Annotated in this window: 17 protein-coding genes; 11 read left to right on the top strand and 6 right to left on the bottom strand. The window is 56.1% G+C overall.

All coding sequences use genetic code 11. The features are described 5' to 3' along the window. Window positions 1–13: 13 nt before the first annotated feature. From CAUR_RS10895 to nifJ, 6 genes are all read right to left on the bottom strand, one after another. On the bottom strand, window positions 14–2,548 hold the full coding sequence (locus CAUR_RS10895) for an SDR family NAD(P)-dependent oxidoreductase (protein ID WP_012257951.1): 2,535 nt from the start codon (window positions 2,546–2,548) through the stop codon (window positions 14–16). A 94-nt stretch (window positions 2,549–2,642) separates the two neighbouring features. Further along, a complete protein-coding gene (locus tag CAUR_RS10890) occupies window positions 2,643–4,067 on the bottom strand; it encodes a pyridoxal phosphate-dependent decarboxylase family protein (protein WP_012257950.1) in 1,425 nt (474 codons plus the stop codon). Continuing rightward, window positions 4,064–5,401, bottom strand: a complete 1,338-nt coding sequence (locus tag CAUR_RS10885) for an MFS transporter (protein WP_012257949.1) — start codon at window positions 5,399–5,401, stop codon at window positions 4,064–4,066. Before CAUR_RS10885 ends, CAUR_RS10890 begins: the two co-directional genes overlap by 4 nt. A gap of 27 nt (window positions 5,402–5,428) precedes the next feature. Then, window positions 5,429–6,103: a TetR/AcrR family transcriptional regulator gene (locus tag CAUR_RS10880; protein ID WP_012257948.1), complete on the bottom strand. Its 675-nt coding sequence runs from the start codon at window positions 6,101–6,103 to the stop codon at window positions 5,429–5,431. A gap of 310 nt (window positions 6,104–6,413) precedes the next feature. Beyond that, on the bottom strand, window positions 6,414–7,478 hold the full coding sequence (locus CAUR_RS10875) for a dihydroorotate dehydrogenase-like protein (RefSeq protein WP_012257947.1): 1,065 nt from the start codon (window positions 7,476–7,478) through the stop codon (window positions 6,414–6,416). Then, window positions 7,475–11,056 (bottom strand): pyruvate:ferredoxin (flavodoxin) oxidoreductase, encoded by a 3,582-nt coding sequence (gene nifJ, locus CAUR_RS10870; RefSeq protein ID WP_242604909.1) that lies wholly within the window; start codon window positions 11,054–11,056, stop codon window positions 7,475–7,477. Before nifJ ends, CAUR_RS10875 begins: the two co-directional genes overlap by 4 nt. Before the next feature lie 237 nt (window positions 11,057–11,293). On the opposite strand from nifJ, the gene CAUR_RS10865 reads away from it, so the two are divergent. The 11 genes from CAUR_RS10865 (at window position 11,294) to CAUR_RS10820 (ending at window position 25,139) form a co-directional block, all read left to right on the top strand. Then, window positions 11,294–11,851, top strand: a complete 558-nt coding sequence (locus CAUR_RS10865) for a DUF2064 domain-containing protein (protein ID WP_012257945.1) — start codon at window positions 11,294–11,296, stop codon at window positions 11,849–11,851. A gap of 745 nt (window positions 11,852–12,596) precedes the next feature. Continuing rightward, the gene (locus CAUR_RS10860; RefSeq protein ID WP_012257944.1) at window positions 12,597–14,207 is read left to right on the top strand and encodes an SBBP repeat-containing protein; all 1,611 of its coding nucleotides are present in this window, start codon (window positions 12,597–12,599) and stop codon (window positions 14,205–14,207) included. A 65-nt stretch (window positions 14,208–14,272) separates the two neighbouring features. After that, entirely contained in the window at window positions 14,273–16,480 is a 2,208-nt protein-coding gene (locus CAUR_RS10855; RefSeq protein WP_012257943.1) for an SBBP repeat-containing protein, read from the top strand. 272 nt (window positions 16,481–16,752) lie between these two features. Beyond that, complete coding sequence (hrcA, locus tag CAUR_RS10850; RefSeq protein ID WP_012257942.1) at window positions 16,753–17,871, top strand: heat-inducible transcriptional repressor HrcA; 1,119 nt, start codon at window positions 16,753–16,755, stop codon at window positions 17,869–17,871. Window positions 17,872–17,901: 30 nt separating this feature from the next. Further along, entirely contained in the window at window positions 17,902–18,501 is a 600-nt protein-coding gene (gene grpE, locus CAUR_RS10845; RefSeq protein ID WP_012257941.1) for a nucleotide exchange factor GrpE, read from the top strand. Between the two features lie 39 nt (window positions 18,502–18,540). Further along, on the top strand, window positions 18,541–20,388 hold the full coding sequence (gene dnaK / locus CAUR_RS10840) for a molecular chaperone DnaK (protein ID WP_012257940.1): 1,848 nt from the start codon (window positions 18,541–18,543) through the stop codon (window positions 20,386–20,388). Between the two features lie 62 nt (window positions 20,389–20,450). After that, complete coding sequence (gene dnaJ / locus CAUR_RS10835) at window positions 20,451–21,572, top strand: molecular chaperone DnaJ (protein WP_012257939.1); 1,122 nt, start codon at window positions 20,451–20,453, stop codon at window positions 21,570–21,572. A gap of 49 nt (window positions 21,573–21,621) precedes the next feature. Then, window positions 21,622–22,380, top strand: a complete 759-nt coding sequence (rlmB, locus tag CAUR_RS10830) for a 23S rRNA (guanosine(2251)-2'-O)-methyltransferase RlmB (RefSeq protein WP_012257938.1) — start codon at window positions 21,622–21,624, stop codon at window positions 22,378–22,380. Window positions 22,381–22,782: 402 nt separating this feature from the next. Beyond that, entirely contained in the window at window positions 22,783–22,935 is a 153-nt protein-coding gene (locus CAUR_RS20935; RefSeq protein WP_015909165.1) for a hypothetical protein, read from the top strand. 12 nt (window positions 22,936–22,947) lie between these two features. After that, window positions 22,948–23,598 (top strand): GNAT family N-acetyltransferase, encoded by a 651-nt coding sequence (locus tag CAUR_RS10825; protein ID WP_012257937.1) that lies wholly within the window; start codon window positions 22,948–22,950, stop codon window positions 23,596–23,598. Window positions 23,599–23,873: 275 nt separating this feature from the next. Then, a complete protein-coding gene (locus tag CAUR_RS10820; RefSeq protein ID WP_012257936.1) occupies window positions 23,874–25,139 on the top strand; it encodes a Glu/Leu/Phe/Val family dehydrogenase in 1,266 nt (421 codons plus the stop codon). Window positions 25,140–25,141 lie beyond the last annotated feature (2 nt).

Below are 25,141 nucleotides of genomic sequence, written 5' to 3'. Positions count from 1 at the left end.
CTTACCGGTTATTCTACTCTACAATCCACGGCAGACCGCTGACGGCACTGCTGCGTTGTTCGGGATCGGTGATGACGTTGATCAATGCCGGTTTTCCCGCTGCAAAAGCGCGCCGTATAGCCGGCGCCAGTTCGTCGAGGCGCGTGACATATTCGCCGTGCCCGCCGAGAGCACGGGCCAGTTCATCGTAGCGGGTTGGATTGAGCGCTGTGCCGACGATGGCTGCGTCTCCCCACCGTCGTCGCTGACCGTCGCGCGTTTCACCCCAACCGGCATCGTTGGCGACGACTACCACAATCGGCAACTGGTGGCGTACCGCGGTATCAAACTCCATCCCACAGAGACCAAAGGCACCATCACCCATAATTGCCACCACCGGTGCATCGGGTCTGGCCCGTTTGGCCCCGATAGCAAAGCCTAAGCCGACGCCGAGATGTCCGGTACTGCCAACCCACAGCACGCCGCTGGGGACGTAAGCGTCGAGGTATTGGATGGCGAAGGCTGCACTGTAACCGCCATCGACAACCTTGATCGCTTCGCGGGGAAGGCATTCGGCCAGCGCCTGCATCAGTTCAATCGAATGGATTGGTCGTTGATCGCGGGTTGATAATTGGGCCGCAGCAGCCGTTTGCTGGCGCATTGCAGCGATACTACCGTGCGCCAGCGCCGGCCATTCTGCATCCATTGTCCACGGCCCGGTTGCCGACACCATTGCGTTCAATTGCCGCAGTGCCTGCGCCGCATCGGCGACAATTCCGATCTCAATCGGTCGTGTCTTGCCGATACTTTCGGGATGGAGATCAATCTGGGCTACCGGTGCATCAGGCGAGAAGAGCGGCGGTCGTCCATAACCGATTGTCCAATCGAGCCGGGTGCCGATAACCAGAAAGGCGTCGGCCAGGGCGGCGGGAGACGGGTAAAAGCCGGCTGCCAGCGGATGATCGTCAGGGATGATGCCGCGTGCCAGGTTGCGCGTCAACACCGGAATGCCGGTTGTCTGGACAAAGCGAACGAGTTCGGCTTCGCCGTGCGCCCACCAGACCCCGCTGCCGGCAATAATCAGGGGCCGACGTGCCTTGCGTAGCATCTCGATCACCTGCCGGAGCAAGTCGGGATCGGCCAGCGGGCCGCTCGTCACCCGATAGTGACGCGGTTGAGGGACGGTCTCAACATCAATGGTCGCCTGCATCACCTCAAGTGGAAAGTCCAGAAAGGTCGGCCCAGGCCGACCGGTAGTTGCATGTCTGATGGCAGCAGCCGTGTATTCGGGTAGGCGCCTGGTCTCGAAGCAGGTGCGTTGCCATTTTGTGATCGGGCGCACGAGCCGGAGCTGGTCAATCGCCTGCATGACTCCAATATCCCGTCCGGCCAGTGAACCCTGCGCCGAAACGACAATCATCGGCACCTGCGCTTCATAAGCTACCTCGATCCCGGCCACCGCATTCACCAACCCCGGCGCAGCATCAACGGTGAGCAAGGCAGGACGACGCGCCAGTCGGGCAAACGCATCGGCCATATGGGCGGCATGCATTTCGTTGCGGGCATCGATGACACACAAGCCCTCTTCACGACAGGCATTGACGATCTGATAGTTGTGACCACCAACAATGGTGAAGGCATGGGTGATACCCGCTTCCCGCAATGTGCGTACCACCAGCCAGCCACCATCACCGCGCACTTTCGGCAACGGTGGTGGCGTTGGTTCGGCTGTCAGCCGGTAGATAAACCGTACCAGATCATCGTGACTCATCTGCTGACGCAGACCCAGCAAGCCGGTACGCTCAGGAGCGCCAACTCGCCGACGAATCGGTGGCGGATCGGCATCGGCAACGTCGAGAATGGCCTGGGCAACTTCAGCGGGATCACGCGCTGTCTCCCAGGCAGCGGATAGGGCAGACGCCATTCGTAAGACACGATCAGCGTAGGGACTATCAGGTTTCAGCGCTGAACGGGCCTGGGCAATCGCATTCGCCGGCATCGCCGTCTTGAACATCCCACAGGGTTGAACGACCGAGACGTGGATGCCGAACGGAGCCACCTCTTGATACAGACTGTCGGAAAAACCTTCCACTGCATGCTTGGTTGCAGTGTAGAGACCTTGAAACGGGAAGCCGATGACCCCGCTATCCGATGAAAGATTGATAATCCGCCCACCCCCAGCCGCCCGCATCACCGGCAAGACAGCCTGCGTGATCAGCATCATCCCGATGATATTGACATCGAACAGGCGCCGGATGTCGGTCAATGACACCTCTTCGAGCGGGCCACCGTGACCCAGACCGGCGTTATTCACCAGCACATCGATCCGTCCAAACCGGTCGATCACCGCTGCCACACCAGCCTGGATGGTCATCGGATCGGTAAGATCGATAGCAACCGGAAACAGACATCCGTCTTCTGAGGAAGGTAGCGCGGCGAGCAGTTCGAGGCTACGGTCGGCAGCAGCGACATACTCGCCACGTTCGAGAAGCTGTCGCACGAGGCTGCGCCCAAAACCACCTCCGGCACCGGTGATCAACCAGACTCGTCGAGAGATTGTCGCCGTCATACTACCCCTTCCTGCAGCTATGCCGCATCACAAGCAAGGCCAGCAAACCATCAGTGGCAACCAACATCCAGGCAGCGGGTGACAGGAACTACCGCTAAAACAGCGCATTGAAGACATCAATCACTAGTTCATTGGCAATCGCATCGGGCAGCGCATCGAGCACTTCGTTAATCAGAGCCATATCGGTCGGTAACCGGCCTTCAGCCAACCCGATGGCCTGCCAGAGCTGTTGTACAGCGGACGGAGAATGATCAACGGTCAGCGAACGAACGGCCATCTCAACCAGATTGCGGTCAACCGGCGGCCAGTGGCGCACCTCGGCAACGCAGGCTGCAAGATCGGCGAGCAGTGCATCAACGTAGCCAGCTACCCCATACGAAACCGAGAAATGGATGTTACGTGGCGAGTGTGGAGCTGACAATTGCGGCTGAACATACCATCCACGCCGACGCATCGCATCGGCCAGTTGAAAGACGTTGATGGTTGGTGAGGCCACAGCCACCATACTCATCACCGGTTGACCCAGCACCTGAAGATCGGGAATTGCCGCAATCCCGGCAATCAGACGGTCGGTGGCGTCCTGGACAACCGCCACGATCTGACGATAGCCGACGGCACCGAGGTAACGCAAAAGTGCCCAGGCCGCCGCCAGCGGCCCCGCCGAACGAGAACTGAGCACCGTTGGGTTGATGACCGTATAGGCTGTGGTATCGGTCGAAGCAAACAACTGATAGCGGCGCAACGCACGATGGCGGTAGAGAATGACCGATGCCCCTTTGGCGGCGTAGCCATACTTGTGCAAATCAACCGAAAGCGATGTCACCCCCGGCACACTCAGATCGAAGGGCGGAATCTCACGACCCAACTGACGTAGAAACGGCAGATACATCCCACCAACACAGGCATCAACGTGGCAAAGCAGGCCGTATTCCTGGGCAAGTGCTGCGATGTCGGCCACCGGATCGAGCGCACCCTGGGCATACGAAGGCGCTGACGCCACCAGCATAATGGTACGCTCGTTAATCGCGGCCCGCATCGCCGCCACATCAGCCGCGAAGGTTAGCGGGTCAAAATCAACCACGACCGGCTTGACGCCCAGATAGTGCGCCGCTTTGTGAAAAGCGGCATGGGCAGTACGCGAGAGCACCATTTCGGGTTGATCAATCCCTGGCCGCTGGTGGCGTGCCCAGTCACGAGCCGTCTTGACCGCGAGCAGAATACTCTCAGTCCCACCTGATGTCACATTCCCGCACGTCTCTTCATCACCACCGAGCAGATCGGCAACCATCCGCACCACTTCCTGTTCGAGGTGAGCGGTGCTGGGAAAGGTGGTGGGATCAAGGCAATTCTCGGTCAGATAATGGAGATACGCCTGTTGCATGAGATCGGTTGCCGCTGCATCTGGTTGATAGACATACGCCCACACCCGACCGTGTTGCCAATCGAGATCGGCCATTTTAAAGCGCTGTAGTGCGCTCAGAATTTCGGCTGGAGCCATTCCTGTAGCAGGAAAACTCACGACACAACCCTTTCCGGCGCCAATGCCGCTTTCGGCGCTCGCTCCAACGGATACTTCCACATACAAAAGACGATGATCAAGGCGGCGATAATTGTCGTGCCACCGATCAGAAAACGAATGCCCCAAATGGCGCCAGGAGTTTGCAGATCACTCCCGGCGACATAGCCGGCCAGCGACAGCACACTCGCAAAGAGCACCCCTTGCGCCGAGAAGGCCAGTTTGGTAATCCCACCATTCATCCCGAAGAAGATACCTTCCCGGCGTACACCATGGCGAGCCGCGTCGTCATCGATCACCTCGGAGATCAGCGGAAACGGCATCAACATCGAACCGGCAAGCCCTGGCACCACCAGCAGTGTGCCCATCAGGCCGGAGACAAAATCGGTTGCCAGCATCATCATCACAAAACCGGGAATAAAGCAGAGACTGGTAATCATCCAGGCGCGCCGCGGCCCGATCCGGGTGACCAGTGGTCGCCAGGCCAGCAGCATCGGAATGGTGAGCAAAATCGGCACTCCCAGCAGAATCGCTTCTGCATCGCCAGCGCTCAGCCGGATACCGGCCACTTCGATAGGCCCCTGAATACCCAGCGCATATTTGCGCCAGAATGGGAGCATAGCAGCCAGTGCCAGCCAGACATACTCTTTGGCGATGTTCGCGCCAATAAACCAGCGAAACGGTCGACTGGCGAGCGTAATCCGCAACGCGGTGAGCAGATGTACCTGCTGACCGTCATGCTGCACCGGAGCTTCACGCACCCCAATCATTGCGATCAGGTAGCCCACCCCTACCAGCGTTCCCATGATTGCCCCCATCCAGATGTAGCCCACCGTCTCGGCCAGAATCGGCGCCAGAATAAACGACAGCAGAAGGGCAATGGTCGCCAACACCTCACGGGTTGCCGACAGATTGATCCGTTCGCGTAAATTAGGGGCTACTTCAGGAAAGAGCGAATTGTAGGCGATAATGGTCAGGCTGTAGAGGGTATCGAAGATGAACAGAATGATGAGAAAATAGGCGGCTAACAACCAGGGTGACTGCCCCGGCGGTGTCCAGAGAAAAAAGAATGAGAGGCCGAGCGGCACTGCGCCAAAGACGACATACGGCACACGCCGTCCCATTGGTGTGCGCGTGCGGTCGGATAACTGCCCCATCAAGGGGTCATTAATCGCATTCCACAAACCGTAGATTGTCCAGATAATACCGGCAGTAGCGGCACTTAGCCCTAACACATCCACATAGTAGAACTGAATCCGATTACCGAAGACCTGGTAGGCAATTGTGTTGGCAAAATTGCCCATCGAATACGTGATGTAGCGCAGCAGCCGACTCATACCTCGCTCCTTCCTGGATCACCGCCCTTATGTGCTATTGCCGGGTTCTGATGGATCGGGAAAGCCCAGCAACCTGGCCGTGTAAAGGTGCAAAAATTGCTTGAAGGCGGCCACCCGCTCCGGGTCGGCAGGATCAAGTCGCAGACCGGTCGGATCGAGTGGCCCACCGGCAAAGTAGCCGTAGAGTATCCAGGTAAAGCTATGGAGGATGAGGCGCAGATCAGGCGTTGGCGCAATAGAGCCGGCAGCCTGCGCACGCTGCAAGAGATCAAGCACCAGCGTATAAAGCGGTGCCGAGACCTCAGCTTCCAGCGCACCCGGCGAATCATCCTGTTCGAGCCAGCGCCGCAGCCAGAGGCGCGGCATTTCGGGATGGGTCAGCGTAAGATCAACCAGCGCGTCAATCAGATCATTGAGCCGCTGTTGGAGCGCTACCGGATCAGAGATGAGCGCTGGTGGAATGTCACCAATATGGGCGGTAATCACTGCCTGTTCGCGTTCGGCTAACCGTCGAAAAACGCTCCGGTAGAGATCGAGCTTGCTACCGACGTGGTAGTGAATGGTTGCGATATTCAAACCTACGGCTGCGGCCAGCGCACGCATCGACATGCCGTGATAGCCATAACTGGCGAAGAGTGCCGCGGCGGCAGCGAGAATACGCTCAGCACTCCCACCGGCTTCAGTCTGACTTTCATGCATCATTGCATCGCTCCTAAACTGCTAGGCCGCTGTGAACACGCTGCAATCTGTGGTGATAACCTGAGCCAGGGTGATGGTGATTGAGCGATTCACCGACTCATTCGTGCGCTGTTGTGAGACGCTTCATTGCGTGGATGTATTTAATCAATCGCTTGATGGAATGAAGTATAGACATACGACGGGTGGTTGTCAAGAGGTGGGGTGATGATGGTAGAGTATCTTATCCGTTCAAGATCATTGCTCATCAACACACCGACGGTCTGGGTGTCCAGACCGTCGGTGGCAAGGAAGACAGCAATGCGCGCGTTAAAGACTATGTCTCGTCGATAAATGGATAGAGCATCCGACCGGTCAGATCGGTATGGCTCCCCAACGCATACGGTGGCCGGTAATCTTCCAGTACCCGAATGTAGTTTGCCCGCTCAAACGCTGCCGGCTCGGCCACTGCCCGCTGGCTCATACTCCCACGGAGTTGTGAAATCGACTCATACTCGTGTTCGGTGAGCCATAATTCCATATCGTGCAGAACACTGCGCAAGACATCGGGTGCCCGCCCACGCAGTAGGGCTGAAGCCATCATGGCTACGCTGGCACCTGCCATCAAGCCCTTCAGAGCATCAATGGCGCTATGCACACCACTGCTAATCGCGAACTCCACTGGAATCCGCCCGTAGAGCAGGGCAATCCAGCGTAGTGGCAGACGTAATTCGGCTGATGTGCTCAGTTGCAGGTTCGGGCGCACTGTCAGTTGTTCGAGGTCGAAATCGGGCTGGTAAAAGCGGTTAAACAGCACCAGTGCATTCGCACCGGCTTCCATCAATCGCCAGGCGAAATTGGGCAAGGCGGTGAAATAGGGGCCAATCTTGACCGCCAGGGGAATGGTGATCTCGGCCCGCACGGCACGCACCAGTTCCACATACGTATCTTCGAGTTCACTGCTGGTGATGTTGGTATCCACCGGTATGAAATAGATATTTAATTCGAGTGCATCTGCTCCCGCTTCCTGGATCAGACGGGCATAACGCACCCAGCCACCTGCCGACACGCCGTTGAGGCTGCCGATCACCGGAATACTCAATGCGCGTTTCAATGCCGCCACCTGTTCGAGATAGCGTTCCGGGCCAACGCTGTACACACCGTGTTCGGGCAGATAGCTGAGCGCTTCGGCGAAACTCTCGGCGCCGTAGCTGAGCATCCGATCAAGTTCGAGGCTGTTTTGAATGATCTGTTCCTCGAAGAGCGAATACATCACGATTGCGCCCAGGCCGGCCTCTTCAAGCTGGCGGGCCAGCTCAACGTTCCGGCTAATCGGAGATGCCGCAGCGACCAGCGGTGTGCGCAGTGGCATCCCCAGATAGGTCGTACTCAGATCAATCATCGCAGCCCCTCCTTGGTTTCAGCCAGCAGCTCATTTGCCATCCACTGTAAATGGGCCCATTTCAGCGCTACCTGCCGCCGCAAACTGGCGAGCAACTGTTCGTAGCGCGCCGGATTAGCCTGTTGTAGCATCTGGAAGCGTCCTTCGCCACGCAGGTAGACTTCAGGATCGATAGTTGGTGCCTTCGAGTCAATCGTCAGCGGTGAGCCTTCGTGAATAGCCGGATTGTAACGGTAGAGCGGCCAGATGCCCGACTCGACTGCCAGGCGCTGTTGTTCCAGCCCACGGCGTAGATCGTAACCGTGCGCAATACAGTGGCTGTAGGCAATAATGAGCGACACACCGGGATAAGCTTCAGCCTCCTGGAAGGCGCGCAGGGTCTGGACATCATCGGCCCCAAACGCGACGCGGGCTACGTAGACATCACCGTAGGTCATCGCAATCTGAGCCAGATCTTTCTTTACGCCACCCTTGCCACTGGCGGCGAACTTGGCAACTGCACCGGTTGGCGTTGACTTGCTGGCCTGTCCACCGGTGTTGGAATAGACTTCCGTATCCAACACCAGAATGTTCACATCGCGCCCCGAAGCGAAGACGTGGTCGAGACCACCAAAGCCGATGTCGTAGGCCCAGCCATCACCACCCACAATCCAGATACTGCGTCGGATCAGCACATCGGCCAGCGCCAGCAGATCACGCATCTGTGGTGCTTCTGGCGGATTATCCTGCAACAGCTCAGTTAGACGCTGCTTGAGGATGGCTACCCGTTCACGCTGTTCACGAATACCGGCTTCTGTGCGCTGATCGGCATTGAGCAAGTCCTCGACAAACTCAGCACCGAGCAATGGCCGTAACCGCTGAAGCAGCATCTGCGCGTGCGCGAGTTGCTGATCGATGCTCAACCGCATCCCCAGCCCAAACTCACCGTTATCCTCAAAGAGCGAGTTACACCAGGCCGGCCCCCGCCCCTCGGCGTTGGTCGTCCAGGGGGTGGTCGGCAAGTTCCCACCGTAGATCGACGAGCAGCCGGTCGCGTTCGCAATAATCGCCCGATCACCGAAGAGCTGGCTCAACAACTTGAGATAGGGGGTCTCGCCACAGCCGGCGCATGCGCCGGAAAACTCCATCAGCGGCACAAACAACTGCGTGTGCTTCACGCTGCCCATCGGGATCTGCGTGCGGTCAACGTCAGGTAGCGAGAGGAAGAAGTCCCAGTACGTCGCCTCGCGTGCGCGAATGGGGGCTTGTGGTTGGAGATTGATTGCCTTGCGACCGACAGCCCGCTTGTCTTTCACCGGACAGGCTTCAACGCAGAGGCCACAACCGGTACAATCTTCGGGTGCGACCTGCAAAGTGTAACGCTGACCGGGAAACTCTTTGAAGCGGGCCGGTGCGCTCAGGAAGCCTTCAGGAGCGCCGGCGAGTGCCTCTTCAGGGTACACCTTCGCCCGAATCGTCGCGTGCGGGCAGACGAAGACGCATTTGTTGCATTGGATACAGATATTCGGATCCCAGACCGGTATTTCGAGCGCGATATTACGCTTCTCCCATTTGGTTGTCCCGGTGGGGAACGAACCGTCGATTGGAATTGCGCTTACCGGCAACTCATCACCGCGACCGGCAATCATCGCGCCCAGGACATCCCGTACAAATGCGGGGGCGTTGGCCGGTACCGGAGGCCGCATCGCCAGACCGTTATCTTCAGTCGGCGGTGGAATGGGCACTTCGTAGAGACGATCAAGGGTGCGATCCACGGCTGCCCAGTTCTGCCGTACCACTGTATCGCCGCGCCGACCGTATGTCTTCTTGATAGCCTGTTTGATTGCAGCAATCGCCTCATCGCGCGGCAGCACACCGCTAATGGCGAAGAAACAGGTCTGCATCACGGTATTGATGCGTCCACGCATGCCGACTTCATTGGCGACAGCGGTGGCATCAATCACATAGAAACGTAGCTTCAGATCGCGAATCTTGCGTTGCACTACCGACGGTAACTGATGCCAGACCTGATCCGGGCCGTAGGGGCTATTCAGCAAGAACACTCCCCCAGGCGCTGCATACTGCAACACATCAAACCGTTCGAGGAAGCTAAACTGATGGCAGGCGACGAATTGCGCCTGACCCTTGCCGATCAGGTAGGGTGTTGCCAATGGGGATGGGCCGAAGCGCAGGTGTGAAATGGTTACCGACCCCGATTTCTTCGAGTCGTAGACGAAATAGCCCTGCGCGTAACGTTCGGCATCACCTTCGCTACTATCACCGATGATCTTGATACTATTCTTGTTTGCGCCGACGGTACCATCAGAACCCAGCCCCCAGAACACACAACGGACGGTGCCCGGCGGATCGATGCAGAGGTCTGGATCATATTCAAGGCTACTGTTGCTCACATCGTCGATGATACCGACGGTAAAGTGCGCTTTCGGTTGGGGCTTGTTCAACTCGGCAAACACTGCTGCCGCCATCCCTGGCGTGAACTCCTTCGACGACAGACCATAGCGGCCACCGATGATCGTGATCGGCTGCCCGCGCAGAGCGGCAACGACATCGAGGAAGAGCGGCTCACCGGCAGCTCCCGGTTCTTTAGTGCGGTCAAGCACGGCAATCGCTCTCACCGTTGGCGGCAGTACGGCGCGGAATGCGGCCTCTGCAAACGGACGGAAGAGCCGAACCTGTACCACCCCAACCTTCTCCCCCTGTTGATTAAGATAAAAGGCAGTCTCACGAGCTGTCTCACCACCCGAACCCATCACGACAATCACCCGCTCGGCATCAGGCGCACCGAAATAGTCGAAGAGGTGATACTGCCGACCGGTGATACTGGCGAAGCGATCCATCTGCGCTTGCACGACGGCGGGGAAGGCGTCAAGGATTGGCTGGATACGCTCGCGGGCTTGAAACGCCACATCGGGATTCTGCGCGGTACCGCGAATGACCGGATGTTCTGGCGACAGCGCATGCGCACGCTGATCATGAACCCACTCATCTTTAATCATTGCCCGGATTTCGTCATCCTCAAGCGCAATGATTGTATTCACCTCGTGCGAGGTGCGAAATCCGTCGAAGAAGTGGATCACCGGCAACTTCCCGGCCAGCGAACTGGCGTGGGCAATCAGGGCCAGATCGTGTGCCTCTTGCACCGAAGCCGAGGCCAGCATACCCACGCCGGTCGCCCGTGCTGCCATCACGTCGGAATGATCACCAAAGATTGACAACCCCTGCGTCGCGATGGCCCGGGCAGCCACATGGAAGACACCGGGGGTCATCTCAGCCGCCATCTTGAACAGGTTCGGGATCATCAACAACAAGCCCTGCGATGCCGTAAACGTCGTAGTCAACGCACCGGTCTGCATCGCACCGTGCAGTGCACCGGCAGCCCCACCCTCTGATTGCATCTCGTAAACAGTGGGCACCACACCCCACAGATTAGGTTTACCGGTGGCGGCAAAGGCATCGGCCTGTTCACCCATCGGGGTCGAAGGAGTTATCGGATAAATTGCTATAACTTCACTCAGTTGATAGGCAACATTCGCAACCGCTTCATTGCCATCGAGTGTAATCCGTCGCGATCCCATCATTGCCTCCTTGCCTGTATGCAGGAATCGTTTCGCCTGCCTTGTACCAGTATAGACATATCAAGGGAAGACTACCGATAAAACTCAGGCAACCAGCAGTGATGATTACTTCATTCTGTAACCATTCGGCACAAAAATTTCATCTATTTTTTAACTTCAGCTCAACTTTTCTGTTCCACGAAAGACTACGACCGTCTATAATAGGCGTGGTTTCGCATACAGGTACTACTGGAGAAGCGCATGCAGCGCACAACCCTGATCCTCGACCGATCATCTGCTCTGCGGGAGACCTTTGGCATTGAAGCCAGTTGGTGGTCTAACGCCTTCGTCACCGATCTTCAGGCACTGGTTCTGCGGGTAACCGGCGTTCCTGCCCGTGTTACCGCGACCATTCAGATCGCCGCTGAAGCAATTGAGGGGCCGTTGTTGATCGTGAGCGGCGACACTCCTCACCTTCCCGAAAGCCGGATCCGCGATGCGTATACATTGCTGGATAACGGGGCAGACCTGGTGATCGGCCTGTGTGATCGTGGAGGCTGGTATGCGCTGGGAGTACGTCAATCAACAGCGATAGGCAGGATTCCCGTAACCTTAGAAGATCTTCGCCCCTGGTTGGACGGTTTGCAACGACGTGGTCTGCACGTTGCGCGTCTTCCACTCTGGTTTCGGATTACCTATCCCTCCGACCTGGCAACGCTGGCTGTCGCACTCCGCACCATGCCGGGCAATTATGCCCCGGCAACCCGTCATCTTTTAGGCGATAACGCGAGCGCCCTGGAACGGGAGTGGGGGGCGTAGTTGTTGGTTCAATATCTTAGCAAGGCGATCAGAGAAAGGGTGACCTGAGACATAGAGAGCGGGAAGAGACGACCAGATCACACAATGAAAGAAGACCACCCTGGCTATCCACGAGCACAGACTCCGCTGAATGACATCCGCACACAACAGCAGGACACGAGCAGCATTCCGTAGCACGCAAAAGAATATCACATACACGAACTACGAGAGATATGTCACACCACTAGCATGCCATCCGCCGAGCACGAATGGATATGGTGTAGATGTGCGGCTGTGCCTCGCAAATCATACTAACAACAAACATCAATCGGCCCTGGGAAAGCCGAAATGAACAAGAATGAGGACTTCTCCAGTGCTCTTTTTGCCTAACCAGGACTCGCTTGCATCACCATCGATGAGCCAGATATTGTGGCTGGAGGAAGATAACGCTACCTGGCTACCAAATCTCTCACCAATTCGACCAGATCGAAACAGAGTTGAGAGTCTTCCCCAACATAATCGCACCTCACCACGCCACATCAGATCACAATAGCCCACAGTGCAGAAATATTAACCTGTCCATTGTCAGGCGCCGCTTGACAACGAACAATTGGTATGACTACGATTGTTCTAATCTGGTGACCAACCACACCACAATCACAACACCAGACGGGCATTGTCGTCATCACCACACATTCCTCCGCCCCTGAACCACGCACTGTAATGCCCTCTTGATCGGCGAACTACTTCACCTGAGAGGTGCACGATGACCAGCACTTCTTTCCCACGCTTAACGACACCCTTTCCCCACTGTCACCGGCCACTACCAGCGATCCTGACCCTCAACCTGATACTGGCCTTACTTTTCACTCTGATCCAATCGCTCACTGCCACACTTCCCTCGCTTGCCCCATCACCGGCACCGCCGCTTCCTTACGCTCGCGCTGATAGTAACTTCTTCATCGAAAATCGCGGCCAGTTTGACCCTAACGTTGTGGCAATACTGCCTGGCCGTAACGCCCGTCTGGTAATGAGAAATGACGGCCAGCTACAGCTGTCCGTCAACGGTGCTCCACCACTCACTCTGTCGTTCAACGTTGAGGGGAGCCACACCGCACCCCAGGTCAACCTGCACGGGCCGCTGGCAACCAAAGTTTCATTCCTGACCGGCAACGACCCCAGTCGCTGGCAGACAGGCGTACCGGTATGGGAAGCAGTGCGTTTGAGACTGGCGCCGGAATTGATGCTCGAGCTGACCGTGACTGAACAACGGTTACGCATCCGCGCTATCACCGATGATCCTGCTATGCTTACTCGTATTGAGATGCAGGTAAGTGGCGGTGACGTGATTGGTGTTACCACGGGCGAACTGACTGTGCAGGCCGGCAACCGGTATCTCCTGTTACCACTGCTGGAGGCGGTAACTCGCACTGGAGTAGCCCATCACCTGACCATTGCACCGGTTATCGTAGCCGAAGGAGTCGTGAAAGCACCGGTTAGCACGTCGTTGGGTAGCGATGAACACAACCCGCCAGCGTCTACGCAAACCAGCGTTGCAATGATGCTGGGAGCAAGTACGTTTTTGGGTGGTTCGTACGGCAATGCTCGCGATGAAGGTAACACGGTTGCTCTGGACAGACAAGGTTCGGTCTATGTGGCAGGGCATACTGGCTCGTTCGACTTTCCAACTACACCTGGGGTGTTTGGTACATCGTACTACGATAACGGTGATGCCTTCATCAGCAAACTAAGCAGCGACCTCTCCACACTCAACGCCAGCACTGTCTTTGGCGGCTCCAGATATGATAACGCCCAAACTCTCACACTCGATGCGCAGGGCAATGTCTATCTGGCAGGTATTACCGACTCAGCCGATTTCCCGATCACGCCTGGAGCATTTGCTCCATCGTACAATGAAAATAGTAGCGGTTTTATCAGCAAACTAAGCAACGATCTAACTACATTACTTGGCAGCTCTTTTCTCGGAGGGAATAATAATGAAAATATTAAGTCTATTGCCGTTGACACACAAGGTAACGTCTATGCGGTCGGATATACCTTTTCCGCCGACTTTCCGACTACACCGGGTGCGTATGATACCTTTTGGGATGCTACCTCCGATGGCTTCGTGAGCAAAATAAGCAGTGATTTCACGACGCTACTCGCCAGCACGTTTCTCAGTGGAAGTCGTGATGATCAAATTGGTGCAATCGCTCTTACTACCGATGGTACTATCTTCGTGGTTGGTCAGACATGCTCTCCTGACTTTCCCACTACCGCAAATGCCTATGATAAATCCTTTGATGGCAGGTATATAGATGCTTTTGTAAGTAAACTCAGCAATGATCTATCAACACTCATTGAGAGTACTTTTTAGGTGGAGATGATAACGATCAGGCGACCACCATCGCCATCGATGATCGGGGGAACGTCTACGTCGCAGTGAAAGGTAGTTTTGCCGACATTCCCATCTCGCCAGGAGTATCCGATCCCTCTTCGGATAATCGCAATGGCTCTTTTGTTATCAAATTAAGTAGCGATCTCGCCTCGCTACTCGCGAGCACTTTTTTCAACGACAGATATAGCAGTATTCATGGAATTGCTATCGACACCCAGGGCAACGTCTACGTGGCTGGAGAGACCGCTTCTACCGATTTCCCAACTACACCAGAAGCGTATGACCGGTCGTATAATGGCAGTCATTATGATGGCTTTGTGAGTAAGCTGAGTAATGACTTAACCACTATTCTTGCCAGTACATTCCTCGGAGGAAATGATACAGATGAAATAAAAGCCCTCACCCTCGATACCAGGAACAACGTCTACGTGGTTGGCACAACGAGTTCGCTCGACTTTCCAACTAGTAGTGGAGCATTTGCGAGATCGTACCATGGTGGTATGACGGATGCCTTTGTAAGCCGGCTAAATGGTGATCTGACCACGCTGCTCGCCAGCACCTTCCTCGGCGGTTCTCGCGAATCTAACGGTAACGATAGAGCCAATTCGATAGTTATTAGCAACCAGAATTCCATTTACGTCGCAGGCAGCACAACGTCTATCAATTTTCCGACCACATCGGGAACATTTGACACTTCATACCATGAAGGTCCTGAACCCGATGTTAAAGACGCCTTTGTGAGCAAGCTGAGCGATGACCTCACCACATTATTCGCCAGCACCGTCCTCGGTGGTTATAATGACGATCAGATTAACACCCTTGCCCTTGATCCCCATGGCAATGTCTATGTAGCAGGTTGGACCGGGTCGTCCGACTTCCCAACCACACCTGGAACGTATGATACGTCAATTGATGGTTACGCCGATGCTTTCATAAGCAAACTCAATAGTGACCTCTCCTCTCTCATGTTCAGCACGTTTCTCGGCGGTAGAGGGTGGGAAAGTATTACCGCCTTCGCCTTTGATATCCAGGGCAACATTTATGTAGCAGGGGCAACATCCTCGGCTGACTTTCCAACTACTCCAGATGCCTATAACCCCTCGTTCAATCATTCCTACAATGCCTTTGTGAGTAAGCTAAACAGTAACCTCTCCATTCTACAGGCCAGCACGTTCCTTGGTGGCAGTGCTGGCGACATTATTGCTGATCTCACATTGGATGGTAATGGTGACGTATATGTCGTAGGCGCAACCAACTCTAGTGACTTCCCAACTACTTCTGGAGCGTATGATCCATCATTCAATGGCTCTAATGATTTTTATGATGATGCCTTTGTCAGCAAGTTAGACGGTACGCTTGCTCATCTCATTGCGAGTACATTTCTCGGAGGTCTCTATATAGACTATGCAGTAGCAGTCACTACTGATTCTCAGAGAAATGTCTACGTAGTGGGGGTAACCTGGTCTAATGACTTCCCAGCTACATCAGGAGTGTATAACAGCTCATTCAACGGGTATGAAGACGGTTTTGTGAGCAAATTAAGCAACGACCTGTCTACTCTACTCGCCAGCACCTTCTTTGGAGGCAGTCATAGGGATCTACCCGGGGACATCGCTTGGACACGACAGGGCACCCTTGTCGTAGCAGGAAGTACCGCTTCGGCAAATTTTCCCACCACACCAAATGCGAGCGATCCATCACTCAGTGGTTTTTTCAACGCTTTCGTCAGCAATTTCAGCAGCGATCTGGCGACCCTGCGTTTCAGTACCTTCCTCGGCGGGAGTCAATGGGACGAAGCCACCGCTATTGCCATCGATCACCGGGACACCATATATGTAGTCGGATCTACACAATCTACTGACTTCCCAATGACTACTGGCGCATACGCCACAACCCTCCGAGGCAGTGAAGACACCTTTATTAGCAAGTTGACATACACCTTTACCAAAACCAGTCCTGACCATAACGCCATCCATCCACCGTCCAGCATCACCTTGCAGTGGCAATCTATCGACAACACTGTTCACCACTACCGTTACTGTCTTGCCACTACTCCTGACTGCACACCCACAATCAACGTCGGTAATCGTACCAGTGTGACCATAACCAACGTCAGTCCTGATACGACCTACTACTGGCAGGTGCGCGCCTGTGCTGATAGCGACTGTACAACGTTTATGGATGCTGACAACGGGCAGCATTTCTCGTTCACGGTACGCTTCGCTATCTACCTGCCGCTCACGATCAGGTAGGCAGGCAGGGTATGGCAATGGGTCCTTGCTACCACAGCACCACCGGCATGGTGACAACCTCTATTGGTCGCCTGCGCAGTACATCCTTAGGAAAACCTGGCAATCATCCCGCACCGGTTCATCTTATGCTCCACCCCCCCGTGACAAGTGGCGAAACTTGTGCTATACTCTCTAACGGCGTGCATCAGATGCACGCCAACCTTTTACGTTAGAAGACTTAGCACTCTCACCTCACGAGTGCTAACCAGCGACCAGCGAGGCAGGATACAGCGATGAGCGGACCTCTGACCGAACGCCGGCAGATGATACTCAAGCTGGTCATTCAAGAGTTTGTTGATACGGCAACGCCAGTTGCCTCCGAGACGCTGGTGCGTAAATATCGCCTTCCCGTCTCCTCGGCGACTGTGCGTAATGATATGGCTGCGCTCGAAGAGTTGGGCTTTCTCACCCATCCGCATACGTCGGGCGGGCGGATTCCGACCGATGCCGGCTATCGCTTTTTTGTCGAGAATTTAATGGAGCGCACCACTCTCTCCCCCGCCGAGCAGCGCATGATCCGCCACCAGTTTTATCAGGTGCGTGGGGAACTCGATCAGTGGGTGCAACTGGCCTGTGCAGTGCTGGCCCGCACGGCGCACAATGCCTCGGTGGCTACTGCGCCCCGCGCCGAGCAGCTCCGCTTTAAGAGCCTGGAGCTGATCGCCATCCACGAGACGATGGCGCTGGCGGTGATTGTCTTTCACGGCGGGATTGTGAAGCAACAGACGCTGCCTATCGAGCCGGGACGGACTCCCGAAGACCTGCGTCGCGCTGCCGGGCTGGTGAGTGATTTGCTGGCCGATGCTACGCTCAGCCGGGCCGAAGAGCTGGCCGCTATCGCAACCTTTAATGGGGTGCCACTGAGCGAGTTTGAACGCACGCTTGTCGATCTGGTAGTGCGGGCAATGAGTGTGTTTGAAGAGCAGGCGCAGGAACAGATTTATTCCGATGGCATCCTGGAAATGCTGAGCCAGCCGGAATTTTTGCCTGCCAGTGGCCGTGATGATGCCGAGCGAGCCATTGAACGCCTGCGCCGCACGCTGGAGATTTTGAAGAGTGGTCGTGGCCTGAGTCCACTGATCCCCCAGGCCCTCGCCTCTGGTGGCGTTCAGGTGATTATCGGTGGCGAACACAGCGAAGATACCATGCGTGATTATAGTGTTATTCTGGCCCGCTACGGCGTGGAAGGCGCATTGGTAGGTGTGCTCGGTGTGATTGGGCCGACCCGGATGGCTTACCCACGCTCAATCTCAACCGTGCGTTATATTGCGTCGCTGATGACTAATCTGCTGGCCGATCTGTACCACGTTAATACCCGTCCTTCTGATATAGAACCTGCCGCTGAACTATAGGCGGTGTATAGTAGATAATGAGAGGAACCTATGCCAGACACTGAGGAAGTGAAACCTGAGACAACCACCGAAGCTGCTGCACCTCAGTCAGCAGACAAGGCTGTAGCCGAAACTCCTGACACGACGGTAGAGGCTGCTACGTCTGAAGCCGCTGATCCGGCAGCCGTCATTGCCGATCTGCAAAACCGCCTGGCGCAGGCCGAAGCCCAGGCTGCCGAGTACAAGGATCAGTGGATGCGAGCGGTCGCCGATTACCGCAATTTCAAGCGCCGCACCGAAACTGAACGCACCGAGCTGGTGCGAAATGCTGGCGCAGCCCTGATCTTGAAGCTGCTGCCGGTGCTCGATGATTTCGAGCGCGCTATTGCCAATATTCCACCCGACATTGCCGAAACACCGTGGTGGCAGGGCACGCAACTCATTGCCCAGAAATTGCGTACCATCCTCGAAAGTGAGGGAGTTAAGCCGATTGAGGCATTGGGGCAAGAGTTTAACCCCAACCTCCACGAAGCGGTGATCTATGAAGATGCTGAGGGTCAGGAAGGTAAGGTCATCGCCGAATTGCAGCGTGGTTATCTGCTGCACGACCGCGTGATCCGTCCGAGTATGGTCAAGGTAGGTCGCGGATAAAGTCGCCAAAAGCCTGTTTAAGGTAAAGGGTAGTTACCAATGCCAAAAGTGATTGGGATTGATCTGGGGACAACGAATTCGGTGGTTGCAGTGGTTGAAGGGGGTGATGTCGTTGTCATCCCCAACGCTGAAGGTTCGCGCCTGACCCCCTCCGTTGTTGCAATTACAAAATCTGGCGAGCGAGTTGTCGGTCAGGTTGCCCGCCGACAGGCCGTCACCAATCCTGAGAATACGATCTTCTCGGTAAAACGGTTTATTGGCCGTAAGTTTAACGAGCCTTCGGTGCAACGCGATAAAGAGCTGGTGCCGTATCAACTCACTGCGGCTCCCAACGGCGATGTCCGCGTTTTGATGGCCGGTCGTGAGTATGCCCCACCAGAGATTTCGGCGATGGTTTTGCAGAAGCTCAAGGCCGATGCCGAGGCATACCTCGGCGAGCCGGTAACTCAGGCGGTGATTACTGTCCCGGCCTACTTTAACGATAGCCAGCGCCAGGCTACGAAAGATGCCGGCAAGATTGCCGGCCTCGAGGTGCTGCGTATTGTGAACGAGCCAACGGCCAGTGCGCTTGCCTATGGCCTGGATAAGAAGGGCCAGGATGAGCTGGTGGTCGTCTACGATATGGGTGGCGGCACTTTCGACGTCAGTATTCTTGAGCTGAGCGAAGGTGTGATTGAGGTAAAGGCTACCAGTGGCGATACCCACCTCGGTGGGGACGATTTTGACCAGCGGATTATTGATTGGCTGGCCGATGAGTTTCAGAAAGAACACGGAATCGATTTGCGCAGCGACCGGGTAGCGCTTCAGCGCCTGAAAGAAGCGGCTGAAAAGGCCAAGATGGAGCTTAGCTCGTTGATGCAGACCGAGATCAGTCTGCCATTCATCACGGCAGATTCCAGTGGCCCGAAACATCTGAGCGCTACGCTGACCCGCTCGCGCCTCGAACAGCTCTGCGCCGATCTGATCGAGCGCAGCATGGGGCCGGTTCGCCAGGCGTTGCGTGACGCCGGTTTGCAACCCAGCCAGATCGATGAGATCATTCTGGTTGGTGGTCAGACCCGGATGCCGGCAATTCAGGCCGCCGTCCGCAATTTCTTTGGCAAAGAACCGAACCGCAGTGTGAACCCAGATGAGGTAGTCGCCATTGGTGCCGCTATCCAGGCTGGTGTACTGGGTGGTGAAGTCAAAGATATTCTGCTGCTCGATGTAACCCCGCTAACGCTCGGTATTGAGACTTATGGCGGCGTCATGACGCCCCTTATCGAGCGGAACACGACCATTCCAACCCGCAAGAGCCAGGTCTTTTCAACCGCCAGCGATAACCAGACCAGTGTAGAAATTCATGTCTTGCAGGGTGAACGGGCTGAAGCGCGCTATAACAAGAGCCTCGGTCGCTTTGAGTTGTCGGGTATCCCGCCGGCTCCTCGCGGTGTGCCACAAATTGAAGTCACGTTCGATATTGACGCCAACGGGATTGTGAGCGTTAGTGCGCGTGATAAGGCAACCGGTAAGGAACAGCGAATAACGATTACCGCCTCTTCCGGTCTCTCGAAAGAAGAGATCGAGCAGATGGTGCGCGATGCCGAACTGCACGCAGAAGAGGATCGCCGACGTCGTGAGCTGATTGCAGCACGAAACCAGGCCGATAGCATTCTGTACACTGCCGAAAAGTCGTTACGCGAAGCCGGTGACACCCTCGACCCGGCCTTGCGGAGCACGGTTGAAGAGAAGATGATGGCCCTGCGCAGTGTGGTCGCCGATGATAACGAGCAGATGATCCGCAATCGGATCGCAGAACTGGCCGTTGCGCTGCAACAGATCACAACCACGACAACGTCGAATAATGCTGCCGGCACAGTTGAAGGTGAATACAAGGTTGAAGAGTAGAGTCGTCGGCAAGTTGAGATACACGTGCAGCCTGAAGGCAGCATACACAGCGAGGAATGTCTATGACAGCGGGTGCCAAACGCGATTACTATGAAGTACTCGGGGTGAGCCGCAGTGCAACGCCCGACGAAATCAAGAAGGCGTTTCGCCGTCTGGCCCGTCAGTATCACCCCGATGTCAATAAATCGCCGGACGCTGAGGCAAAATTCAAGGAGATCAACGAAGCCTACGAAGTGCTCTCCGACGAACAGAAGCGGGCAATGTATGATCGCTTCGGTCACAATCCACCCGGTTTTGGTGGTGTCGGCGCCGATCCGTTTGGCGGAGTTGATCCCTTTAGCTCGATCTTCGATGCCTTCTTCGGGGGTGCCGGCGTGGGGCGCAGCACACGCGGGCCATTGCGTGGTGCCGATCTGCGCTACACGCTGCGGCTCACCTTTGAAGAGGCTGTCTTCGGTACCGAAAAGGAGATCGAGTTTCGCCGGCTCGAAACCTGCCCGGCGTGTCAAGGCTCTGGTGCTGAACCGGGCACAGAACCAACCCGCTGTCCCCGCTGTGGCGGTACCGGTGAGATTCGCCAGCGTGCCCCCATCTTCAATATGGTCACCGTCACAACCTGTGACACCTGTGGCGGTACCGGTTATGTCATTCCCATTCCCTGCCGTGAGTGCCGCGGTGAAGGCCGGGTGCGCCAGACCCGCAAGATTACGGTGCGGGTACCGGCTGGCGTCGATGGCTCACAACAAATTCGGATCAGCGGTGAGGGTGAGGCCGGCCCCCGCGGTGGGCCACCCGGTAACCTGTATGTCGCCCTTGATATTCAGCCTCACCCCATCTTTGAACGTGACGGCAACGACATTATCCTCAATCTGACCGTGAATGTCGCCCAGGCGGCACTCGGTGGGGAGGTTAGTGTGCCGACCCTCGAAGGCAGCGAGCGGTTACGCCTTCCACCTGGAACGCAACACGGGCAGACCTTTCGCCTGCGCGGCAAAGGTGTACCCTACCTCCGCCAGCAAGGGCGCGGCGATCAGATTGTGGTGATCCGGGTAGACATCCCAACCAAATTGACCGAGCAACAACGGCGTCTGTTCCAGGAATTAGCCCAAACCTTCACCTCCCCCGGTGATGATCATCACGATGAAGGATTTTTCGGGCGCATCAAAGATGCCTTTGGTCTGTAGACCCTTGCCGGTGTGGTAAACACCGGCACATAGCTTGAGAGAGTTGATTATGGCAACCGAGTTGCTATACGGGCGCAACGCGGTACGCGAGTCTCTTCGCGCCCGCCGTCGCGTATTCCACCGTTTGTATGTCTCGCAAAGTGTGCAGGAAAGCGGTATTATCGCTGAAATTATCAATCTGGCCCAGCAGGCCGGGGTGCCGGTTGAACGCATCGAACGCCAGACCCTCGACCGCCGTCTGCGTGATGCCAATCATCAAGGAGTCATGCTAGAGGCTGAGCCGTACCCTTACGTTGAACTCGACACCTGTCTCAATGCCGCTGCCGAACGCCGCGAGGCAGCGTTACTCTTGTTGCTCGACCATCTGCAAGACCCGCAGAATATCGGTACCCTGCTCCGCACCGCCGAAGCGGTAGGATGCCACGGCGTGGTCATCCCCGGTCGGCGTGCCGCCGAGATCACACCGGCAGTCGTTAACGCCAGCAGTGGCGCCGTAGAGCACCTGCGCGTCGCTATGGTGACAAACCTCAATCAGACCATCGAAGAGTTGCAGCACGCCGGCATTTGGGTGGTCGGTCTCGAACAAGATGAACAGGCCCAGGATATTGATGCCGTTGACCTCGATCTCCCGCTGGCCCTGGTCATCGGCGCGGAAGGCACCGGTATCGCCCGCCTGGTACGGGAACGGTGCGACTTTTTAGTCCGCTTGCCGATTGTCGGCCAGGTTGGATCACTCAATGCGGCTATTGCCGGCAGCATCGCCATCTATCACGCCTGGCGACAGCGCCATCGCCCGGTTACCGATTAGATTAGATGGTGATCACTACAGCGTAGTACCGACTTCAGCCTGTGCCACGTATGCGGCAAAACCAGCGCACGGATGGCAAGAGAGGAATCTACTCGTCCATGCGTTAGCCGGTACAGAATAAGCCGCTTATGTCGAGCAACAATAGCGCCTGACCGTCCGATGTACCGATGACCAGAACACAACGAAAATCGCATGGGCACTATACGTGGTCAGACTCCAGTGCGGATACGTGTGGTATGCACTGATCTGCACTGGAGCCTGCCCGGTGGCAGAAGCCAGGCTTTCGCACTCGACACAACGCAACCCGTGCATCGCAGAGTCAATCCATCGGCTCTCTGCATTCTGGCTTGAAGCCCTCTCATGTCTGCGCTAGAATATGCAACGAAAGGTAAAGGAGGATATATGCGTTGGCTCTTAATAGCTGCCCTCGGCGCAGCAGTGGGATATATCGTACTTTTGCAGCGTAAACTGGCCGCCGCTGAGCGACGTGGAGACATGTATCGCGATATTGCACAGCGGCTGGAACTTCAGCTTGCCGGCTTAAAAGCATCTTGATCCTGTGTGCGCATGTACGCCACGATACCGCCACAAACTGGCACTTCGGCCAGTGATATTACGATTCGTCCGGCACGCCTGAGCGATATTGATGCAATTGTTGCCTTGCATCGAGAAGCATTTGCCGACACCTTTGGCGCAGCATTCGGCCCCCAGGGGAGCGAACGCGGTGCGCGTGCTCTGGCTGCCGGTTGGCGCCGGCAAGGGCCAGCCGCCCTGCGTGGGATGTTCGTGGCTGAGTATGCCGGTCAGATTATTGGCACGATCAGCCTGCGCACCCGCGACATGGTCGCCGGTAGCGGTGGCTTCGCCGAGTCGGCATTCTTCGAGATACTGGGATGGTGGGGAGCACTCCGCTCAATCTTCGCCCTGTCACTGCTCGACCACCAGATCGGCTATGGCGAAGGGTTTATCGCTGATGTCGCCGTAACACCCGCCTGGCGACGGCGCGGCGTGGCCCGCACATTGCTGCAATACGCCGAAGACGAGGCACGCGCACGCTCACTGACCTACCTCGGTCTGTACGTCCGCGAAACGAATCAAGCCGCTCGCACATTGTACGAGCGGCTTGGCTTTCAGGCAATGCATGTTCGCCATTCACTTTTCGGACGACTATTCTTCGGGCAGAGTGGATGGCTGTATATGCGTAAAGAACTCTCGTAATACCGGTGCGTACAGGTTGCTACCGGGCATCTATCGGCGAACTTGATAGACACCCTGGATCAGACCGGCTTTCATCAGAAACATCATATCTGGTATAATCAGGAACGCTTGCCAATGGTGAGCGGTAAGCCTTCGCATGGCTTGTATATCAGGCTCGCGAATGGCCGCGACACGTGTGAGCCGGTAGTAACCCTTATCGTCTTCAAGGGCGATAGAGGCATAAATAATATGAAGCACAGGTTACAACGAATTGCATCAATGAAGAGGAAAAGACAATGACGTCTCACCAGATTAATCCGTTCCACGTCGCGCAACGACAGTTCGATCAGGCCGCCGAGATGCTGAATCTGCCCGATGATATTCGCGCTATTCTGCGCGTGCCCCAGCGGGAGCTGACGGTCAACTTCCCGGTGCAGATGGACGATGGTACCACTCAGGTCTTCACCGGTTATCGGGTACAACACAATCTGAGTCGTGGCCCGGTAAAGGGCGGTATCCGCTACCATCCCAGTGTTGATATCGATGAAGTGCGAGCACTGGCAATGTGGATGACCTGGAAGTGTGCGCTGGTCAATATTCCCTACGGTGGTGCGAAGGGTGGGGTGATCGTCGATCCCAAGCAACTGTCAATCGGCGAACTGGAACGGCTGACCCGGCGTTTTGCCACTGAAATCAGCATTCTGCTCGGCCCAGAAAAAGATATTCCTGCGCCCGATGTTGGTACCAATGCCCAGGTGATGGCCTGGATTATGGACACGATTTCGATGCATCGCGGCTACACCGTACCTGCTGTCATCACCGGCAAGCCGGTCAATGTTGGCGGCTCGTTAGGCCGGGTAGAGGCAACCGGGCGCGGTGTGATGCTGATGGTTCGCGAAATGGCGCGTAAACTCGACTGGTCGCTCGAAGGATTGCGCATCGTTGTGCAGGGGTTTGGCAACGTCGGTAGCACAGCGGCGTATCTGCTGCATCAACTCGGCTGTAAGATTATTGGGGTTGCTGATGCCTCTGGCGGTTACTACTGTGCCCACGGGCTTGACATTCCAGCCATGCGGGCATACACCGACCGCCAGTCGTTCCATTTGCTTGAGGGGTACCAGGCGCCAGGGGTAGAACGTATCAGCGGGAGCGAATTGCTCGAATTGGAGTGTGATGTTCTGATCCCGGCAGCGCTCGAAAACCAGATTACCGGTAACAATGCCGAACGTATTCGCGCCAAACTCATTGTGGAAGGGGCAAACGGGCCGACAACCCCCGACGCCGATGCCATTCTCGGTGAGCGGGGGATCATCATCGTACCCGACATCCTGGCTAACGCCGGTGGAGTGATTGTCTCCTATTTCGAGTGGGTGCAGGGCCTGCAAGAGTTCTTCTGGGACGAACAAGACATCAACGAGAAACTGGAACGCATTATTGTCGGTGCATTTGATCAGGTGTACGCAATGGCTACCCAACGCCAGATTCCGCTCCGTCTCGCTGCATATCTCCTGGCGGTACAGCGAGTGGCCGATGCTAACACGACGCGCGGAGTCTATCCATAAAG

Origin of the sequence: Chloroflexus aurantiacus J-10-fl, assembly GCF_000018865.1 — a bacterium.
GTDB classification, from domain to species: Bacteria; Chloroflexota; Chloroflexia; order Chloroflexales; family Chloroflexaceae; genus Chloroflexus; species Chloroflexus aurantiacus.
The sequence above is the reverse complement of the archived record's forward strand: the minus strand, read 5'-3'. Positions and strand labels throughout refer to the sequence as shown.

Bases quoted from the DNA above. Each gene is read 5' to 3' on its own strand.
- CAUR_RS10895 (WP_012257951.1), bottom strand. From the start codon at position 2,548: ATGACGGCGACAATCTCTCGACGAGTCTGGTTGATCACCGGTGCCGGA.
- CAUR_RS10885 (WP_012257949.1), bottom strand. From the start codon at position 5,401: ATGAGTCGGCTGCTGCGCTACATCACGTATTCGATGGGCAATTTTGCC.
- CAUR_RS10880 (WP_012257948.1), bottom strand. From the start codon at position 6,103: ATGATGCATGAAAGTCAGACTGAAGCCGGTGGGAGTGCTGAGCGTATT.
- CAUR_RS10875 (WP_012257947.1), bottom strand. From the start codon at position 7,478: ATGATTGATCTGAGTACGACCTATCTGGGGATGCCACTGCGCACACCG.
- nifJ (WP_242604909.1), bottom strand. From the start codon at position 11,056: ATGATGGGATCGCGACGGATTACACTCGATGGCAATGAAGCGGTTGCG.
- CAUR_RS10865 (WP_012257945.1), top strand. From the start codon at position 11,294: ATGCAGCGCACAACCCTGATCCTCGACCGATCATCTGCTCTGCGGGAG.
- CAUR_RS10860 (WP_012257944.1), top strand. From the start codon at position 12,597: ATGACCAGCACTTCTTTCCCACGCTTAACGACACCCTTTCCCCACTGT.
- hrcA (WP_012257942.1), top strand. From the start codon at position 16,753: ATGAGCGGACCTCTGACCGAACGCCGGCAGATGATACTCAAGCTGGTC.
- grpE (WP_012257941.1), top strand. From the start codon at position 17,902: ATGCCAGACACTGAGGAAGTGAAACCTGAGACAACCACCGAAGCTGCT.
- dnaK (WP_012257940.1), top strand. From the start codon at position 18,541: ATGCCAAAAGTGATTGGGATTGATCTGGGGACAACGAATTCGGTGGTT.
- dnaJ (WP_012257939.1), top strand. From the start codon at position 20,451: ATGACAGCGGGTGCCAAACGCGATTACTATGAAGTACTCGGGGTGAGC.
- rlmB (WP_012257938.1), top strand. From the start codon at position 21,622: ATGGCAACCGAGTTGCTATACGGGCGCAACGCGGTACGCGAGTCTCTT.
- CAUR_RS20935 (WP_015909165.1), top strand. From the start codon at position 22,783: ATGCGTTGGCTCTTAATAGCTGCCCTCGGCGCAGCAGTGGGATATATC.
- CAUR_RS10825 (WP_012257937.1), top strand. From the start codon at position 22,948: ATGTACGCCACGATACCGCCACAAACTGGCACTTCGGCCAGTGATATT.
- CAUR_RS10820 (WP_012257936.1), top strand. From the start codon at position 23,874: ATGACGTCTCACCAGATTAATCCGTTCCACGTCGCGCAACGACAGTTC.